Annotated in this window: 7 protein-coding genes and 1 tRNA gene; 4 read left to right on the top strand and 4 right to left on the bottom strand. The window is 68.0% G+C overall.

The genetic code is table 11. The annotated features are described in order from the left end of the window. The 3 genes from ACLU3S_RS09470 to ACLU3S_RS09460 form a co-directional block, all read right to left on the bottom strand. On the bottom strand, positions 1-267 hold the full coding sequence (locus tag ACLU3S_RS09470) for a hypothetical protein (protein WP_413951290.1): 267 nt from the start codon (positions 265-267) through the stop codon (positions 1-3). 259 nt (positions 268-526) lie between these two features. Further along, the gene (locus ACLU3S_RS09465) at positions 527-928 is read right to left on the bottom strand and encodes a YccF domain-containing protein (protein WP_413951292.1); all 402 of its coding nucleotides are present in this window, start codon (positions 926-928) and stop codon (positions 527-529) included. Between the two features lie 213 nt (positions 929-1,141). After that, entirely contained in the window at positions 1,142-2,395 is a 1,254-nt protein-coding gene (locus tag ACLU3S_RS09460; protein ID WP_413951289.1) for an APC family permease, read from the bottom strand. A gap of 155 nt (positions 2,396-2,550) precedes the next feature. Here ACLU3S_RS09460 and ACLU3S_RS09455 point away from each other — a divergent pair, with 155 nt between their 5' ends. Then, on the top strand, positions 2,551-2,817 hold the full coding sequence (locus ACLU3S_RS09455) for a GlsB/YeaQ/YmgE family stress response membrane protein (protein ID WP_413951288.1): 267 nt from the start codon (positions 2,551-2,553) through the stop codon (positions 2,815-2,817). A gap of 191 nt (positions 2,818-3,008) precedes the next feature. On the opposite strand, the gene ACLU3S_RS09450 is transcribed toward ACLU3S_RS09455, so the two are convergent. Then, positions 3,009-3,497 (bottom strand): YajQ family cyclic di-GMP-binding protein, encoded by a 489-nt coding sequence (locus ACLU3S_RS09450; RefSeq protein ID WP_019756392.1) that lies wholly within the window; start codon positions 3,495-3,497, stop codon positions 3,009-3,011. A gap of 225 nt (positions 3,498-3,722) precedes the next feature. Between ACLU3S_RS09450 and ACLU3S_RS09445 the strand changes: the two genes are divergently transcribed. The 3 genes from ACLU3S_RS09445 (at position 3,723) to ACLU3S_RS09435 (ending at position 5,739) form a co-directional block, all read left to right on the top strand. Continuing rightward, a tRNA-Tyr gene (locus ACLU3S_RS09445) sits at positions 3,723-3,804 on the top strand. Between the two features lie 325 nt (positions 3,805-4,129). After that, the gene (locus tag ACLU3S_RS09440; protein WP_413951287.1) at positions 4,130-4,684 is read left to right on the top strand and encodes an SMI1/KNR4 family protein; all 555 of its coding nucleotides are present in this window, start codon (positions 4,130-4,132) and stop codon (positions 4,682-4,684) included. Positions 4,685-5,067: 383 nt separating this feature from the next. Then, positions 5,068-5,739 carry a hypothetical protein gene (locus ACLU3S_RS09435; RefSeq protein WP_413951286.1) on the top strand — a complete coding sequence of 224 codons (672 nt, stop codon included), beginning with the start codon at positions 5,068-5,070 and terminating at the stop codon, positions 5,737-5,739. The last annotated feature ends 407 nt before the right edge of the window (positions 5,740-6,146 follow it).

Below are 6,146 nucleotides of genomic sequence, written 5' to 3'. Positions count from 1 at the left end.
CTAGTGCCGAGCCGTCCTGCCGCCACCGCCTTCGCCGCCCTGATCAGGCTCGCCGCGGTCGCCGTAGTGATCGCAACCGTCGTCCCCCCAGACCTCGTCGCAGCCGCGACTCGACTGGGGGGCGAACGGGGCGACGTGAGCGGGGGCGGCCGCCGCAGCAGTGACCGTCGCGCCGAGCGCGCCACCGCCGATCAGCAGCGCACCCATGGTGGACGCCGCCAGGAGACACATGGTGTCCAGGAAAGACTTGGTGTGCTGTGCATTCATGGGGCCGTACCTTTCGATCCATCGTCTCGCGCGGGAGACAGAGCGCGAGAACCATGGCCGCCTCCCAGCCAAGCCCTGTCCCCCATGGGGGCGAACCGATCGGCCATCAGGGGACGAGAGCACGGAAACCACCCAGATCCATTGTCGGGCACCACCGGAACCGCATCCAGGCGAGCCCGCCGTCCAAGATCCTCAGCGGCATGAGAGGAGCCGCGGCGAGTTGCCGTCTTCCGTCCGGGCACCGACCACGGCATCGAGGTCAGCGTCCACCGAACGCCTCCTCCGTACGCACGACTTCCCGCCCCAGCGGCATGAGCGAGACCGGAATGAGCTTCAGGTTCGCCCAGCCGAAGGGAATTCCGATGATTGACAGGAACAGGGGGATGCTCGTGATCAGATGCCCCAGCGCGAGCCACCACCCCGCGAAGACGACCCAGATGACGTTGCCGATGAACGACCCCGCCCCGGCGCCCGGCCGCTCCACGGTGGTCCGGCCGAACGGCCACAGTACGAACCCGGCGATACGCAGAGACGCGATGCCGAACGGGATGGTGATGATCAGCACGAAGCAGATCACCGCGGCGACGAGGTAGCCGATCGCCATCCAGATGCCGCAGAAGATCAGCCACAGGATGTTGAGCAGCAGGTTCAACACCTTCATGATCGGCACCTCTCCACGTCACTTCACCGCCACTGTCTGCTGCCACAAGTATCGGCTGCTCAGGCCATCGGGGCAGGATCGCAGCGGCCTTGTGGCGTGATCGGGAACGTTCCGAGACAACTGGTTCAGCGTGACACCTGTGGAGTGAGGGGCGGTCAACCGGTGCCGACAACAGCTCCGTTGGGGAGGTGCCGTACGCAACGACGCGCCACGTCACGTGACATGGTGACCGGCCCGCCACCGCCGTACGCGGTACGCGGCCGCGCCCACGGCGAGTACGCCCGCGCCCACCCCCACCGAGACCGCCGGCAGGGCGAACGCCAGCGTGGCGCAGCCCGCCAGGCCCACCGCCGGAACCACGCGGGAGCGGGGAGCTGTACTGAGCGTCCAGGCCGCGGCGTTCGCCACGGCGTAGTAGGTCAGCACGCCGAAGGAGGAGAAGCCGATCGCGCCCCGCACGTCCACCCACGCGGCCAGCGCGGCGACCACGGCGCCCACAGCCAGCTCGGCCCGGTGCGGTACCCGGAACCGGGTGTGCACGACCGCGAGAACCCGAGGCAGATGGCCGTCCCGCGCCATGGCGAGCGTCGTACGGGAGACCCCGAGGACCAGCGCGAGCAGCGAACCCAGCGCGGCCACCGCCGCTCCCGCCCGCACCACCGGCACGAGCCCCGGCACCCCGGCCGCCCGCACCGCGTCCGCCAGCGGCGCCGTCGCCTGCCCGAGCCGGCTCGGCCCGAGGAGGGCGAGCACCGCGACGGCCACGCACGCGTACACCGCGAGTGTGATGGCCAGGGCCAGGGGGATGGCCCGCGGAATCGTGCGCGCGGGATCCCGGACCTCCTCCCCTAGGGTTGCGATCCGCGCGTATCCCGCGAACGCGAAGAACAGCAGCCCGGCGGCCTGAAGCACCCCGCCGGCCCCCGACGACAGGCCGATGTCCAGCCGTCCGGCGTCGGCTCGCCCCGACGCGAGGCACGCGACCACCACAGCGGCGAGCACGGCCAGCACCACGGCCACGATCACCCGCGTCAGCCACGCCGACTTCTGGATCCCGCCGTAGTTCACAGCCGTCAGGGCGACCACGGCGGCGACCGCCGCCGCATGTGGCTGCCCGGGCCAGACGTACACGCCGACGGTGAGCGCCATGGCCGCGCAGGACGCCGTCTTGCCGACGACGAAGGCCCAGCCGGCGAGGTAGCCCCAAAAGGCGCCCAGTCGCTCCCGCCCGTACACGTACGTCCCGCCCGAGGCCGGGTAGCGGGCGGCGAGACGGGCCGAGGACATGGCGTTGCAGTAGGCCACCACGGCCGCGGCGGCCAGGCCGGGAAGCAGCCCCGAACCGGCCGCGCGGGCGGCGGGCCCCAGCGCGGAGAAGACACCGGCGCCGATCATCGACCCGAGGCCGACGACCACGGCGTCCCGCACACCCAGGGTGCGTCGCAGGGCCGTACCGGTGCCGGTCATGGTTCGCACCCTACTGACGACCGCAACCGGGTAGTGGACCCGTGGCGTCCTCTTCATCGACACGGCACCAAAACGCGCGCAACGGACAGCGAGTCCTCACCGATTTCTCAGGGAGCGGACAGCACGGACAGAGCGCGGAAGGGCAGGTTCGCGGTATGGGCATCATCGGTTGGATCATCCTGGGGCTGCTGGCCGGAGCCATCGCCAAGGTCCTTCTGCCGGGACGCGACCCCGGTGGCTTCATCGGCACGACCCTCATCGGCATCGCGGGCGCGTTCATCGGCGGCTGGATCTCGGCACGCTGGCTGCACCACCCCATCAGCAAGCACTTCTTCGACGGCGCCACCTGGACGGCGGCCATCGGCGGTTCCCTGGTGCTGCTGATCGCCTACCGCATCCTGTTCGGCAACTCGCGCGACTGAGCGCGACCGAGTACGGCACCGGCGGCACGGGCGCCGAGTGCGGCGCCGGGAGCACGGAGGGGTGGGCACCGGGAACGCGGAAGGGTGGGCACCGCTCGGGGGCGCCCACCCTTCCTGCATCGTGGTCCCGCCTCGTGCTCGTGCCTCGCGCCGAAGCCCTGGCGGAGACCTGCCGCTGTCCTGCCGGCGTCCTACCGGTAGTTCACGAACTGCAGTGCGAAGTCGAAGTCCTTGCCCTTCAGCAGGGCGATCACGGCCTGCAGGTCGTCGCGGCTCTTGGAGCTGACCCGCAGCTCGTCGCCCTGGACCTGGGCCTTCACGCCCTTCGGGCCCTCGTCGCGGATGATCTTGGCCACCTTCTTGGCGTTCTCCTGCGAGATGCCCTCCTCGATCGACGCGAAGATCTTGTACTCCTTGCCGGACAGCTGGGGCTCGCCCGCGTCCAGGGCCTTCAGGGAGATACCGCGCTTGATCAACTTGGACTGGAAGACGTCGAGGACTGCCTTCACCCGGTCCTCGGAGTTCGCCTCCATCAGGATCTTGTCACCGGACCACGAGATCGAGGCGCCGACGCCCTTGAAGTCGTAGCGCTGCGAGATCTCCTTGGCGGCCTGGTTGAGGGCGTTGTCGACCTCCTGCCGCTCGACCTTCGAGACGATGTCGAAACTGGAGTCGGCCATGTCCTGTGGCTCCTTGTATCGGGGTGCGTATCGGTGCGTGCCGGCGTGCGCGGCGGCGGCCGCCGGGCCCGGCATCCTGCCGGGCCGCATCCGCACCAGCCTAGCCACACCACGACCCCACGGGAGGAGATCAACCGGGTGGCGAAGCACCCCGGTGCATCGGGTATTGTTTACGTCGTTGCCGGAGAGCACCGCCGAAAGCGGGTTCGATCGGCGGCACCACCCGGCGGTGTGCCCGAGCGGCCAAAGGGAGCAGACTGTAAATCTGCCGGCTCAGCCTTCCCAGGTTCGAATCCTGGCGCCGCCACGCAAGTGAGATCGACCCCTGACCAGTGAGTTTGGTCGGGGGTCGTTCTCGTTGTCGGCTCACGTCAGTCCCCGTCGTTCCCCGGTGTTCCCCGCCCGTTCTGGCACGGTCGTGGCACGTGTCGTGACCTTGATCACTGGCTACCAGGCCCCAAGGACCGTGCGGTGTCGCGGCGCGCCCCTCGATGCGAACTATGGGCACGGAGGTCGCTGAGGTCTGGTGGGCTGGTCAGACTGGCTACTGGGGGCGTGTGCGGTTGGCCCCGGTCGGCATGGTCGCTGTACTTCGCTGCTGCACTGCACAGGCATCTGCGACCATCAACAGCGTGACCGACGACGAGGTGCTGGCGGCTGTCAAGGCCCGCGTTCAGGCAGGACGCCCAACGGACCTGCACGACAGGCTGCTCACGCCGGCACCCGCATCTGCGGAGGCGCTGGCGGAGGCAGAGCGCATCATCGGTTACCCACTCCCGCCTCTGCTCCGCCGCCTCTACACCGAGGTGGCCAACGGCGGATTCGGTCCCTTCGGCGGTATCGAAGGCCTCCGCAACGGATACACGAGCGACGGGCCAGGGATGCTGGAGATCTATCTCCAGTACGACGAGCCCAATCCGTATCCAGAAGAGCAAGCACCACCTTCTCCGCCTCACGGGGTGCTGATGTTCTGCGACCACGGCTGTGCCATGTGGACCATGCTCGACTGCCGCCACCCGGAAGGGCAGATGTGGTGGTGGGACCAGGGAGAGCGACACAAGTGCGACCTGATGCTCCGTGAATGGCTGAGCATGTGGCTCGAAGGGAAGCTTGAGCACGGCATCCCGGGCGACCTCGCGCTGAAGGACGACGAGTCTTGGTACTGGCCCGAGACGGACGGCCACTGAGCACATTGCCACGATGGGTATCGCGGCAGCCTCGGCGGGGTTCTCAATGACCCAGTCAAGCGCAGCTGTCCGGGTCTTGGAGCACCAGTTTGGAAGATCGCGTATGCGGGTGCTGCCCGACCTGTTTTTGATCCGCCGTCAGAGGGTCAGGGTTCGGCCGTCGTCGAGAAGCCGCGACGGCCGCTTTGTAGCGCTCGGGTGCGTTGAAGGCATGCTCTGGTCGGCCTAACCGCTGTGGCGATCAGGTGAGAAGGGCGTACGCCGCGTATCCAGTCACACCCCGAGAAGTTGCCTGTTCGGCATTCTTGAATCAAATCCGCGCTGCCGTTTCATTCACGCTCCCCAGCAACAACACGGCGGCATTCAACAGGACCGGAGAACACATGCGTACCCAAGGGTTCGAGCGGCGTACGTCCTCCCTCCTCACCATCGTGGGGCTGGGCATCGTGATGCCGTTGGCCATGGGAATCACCCCGGCATACGCGCAGGAGGCGCGGCTGGTGGTCGACAAGACCGGGGGGAACTTCGTCCGGGGCGGGGCCGGCCAGTACACCATCACCGTGACCAACACCGGCACGGAGCAGTGGACCCAACCCGCCGGCGTACTCGACAACCTGCCCGCGGGGCTCACCCCCGTAAGCGTCACGCCGTCCGATCCTACCCAGTGGCAGTGCGTACTCTCCTCCGCCACCGCCCCGAATGGATTCTCGTGCGACAGTCAGGGCCCCATTCCGGCTGGCGCGAATTACACCTTCACCTTCAACGTCGCTGTCGCCGCAGATGCTCCATGCTTCGTCACCAACGAGGCGTTGCTCGGCAGCTTCTCAGAAAGCGGCGGAGCAATTCTCGACCGGAAACAGATCACCACGACCATCCCTGGCGGATCCTGCGGCGGGAACGGGGGTAACGGGGGCAACGGAGAAGGCGGATCGCTGCTCCCCATCAACCTGAACGGCGTCTTCACGATGTTCGACAACATCAGCATCAACAACAACATCAAAAGCCCCGGTGCCACCAACTCCACCAACCAGAACTTCACGAACACAACCCACTGAGAACCAACACCCCGTCAGGGCCGCCCTATGGGTGGCCCTGACACGCGGCCGCTCCCGCACCGCCCCTGGCGCCGCCACGTCAGTCGTAATCGGCCCCTGACCAGCACGAATGGTCGGGGATCGATCGCTTTCCCGATCACTGCGACTACCCGCCGCTCCCCATGTTTCTCCGCCTCGTCGGGCATGCAGCGGGCACGGCCCAGCATGGCGCGCCCGGCACGGCCCGGTGACGACCCGTGCGGGGGCGTCGCGGTGCACCTCTCGACGGTCTTCGTCCGCAGTGCCAACCCCATTGGCGCCGAGACCGTCGTCCGGGCGCTCACACGCTGGAACTACCAGGTCCGGCGGGCGACGGCCTAGGAATCTGATTTTTCACGGGGACCGTCGACACCGGCCTAGCGGCGACA

It is taken from the genome of Streptomyces sp. AF1A, assembly GCF_047340315.1.
Taxonomy (GTDB): Bacteria; Actinomycetota; Actinomycetes; order Streptomycetales; family Streptomycetaceae; genus Streptomyces.
Note: the sequence above shows the minus strand (reverse complement) of the source record. Positions and strands in the feature narration are given on the sequence as shown.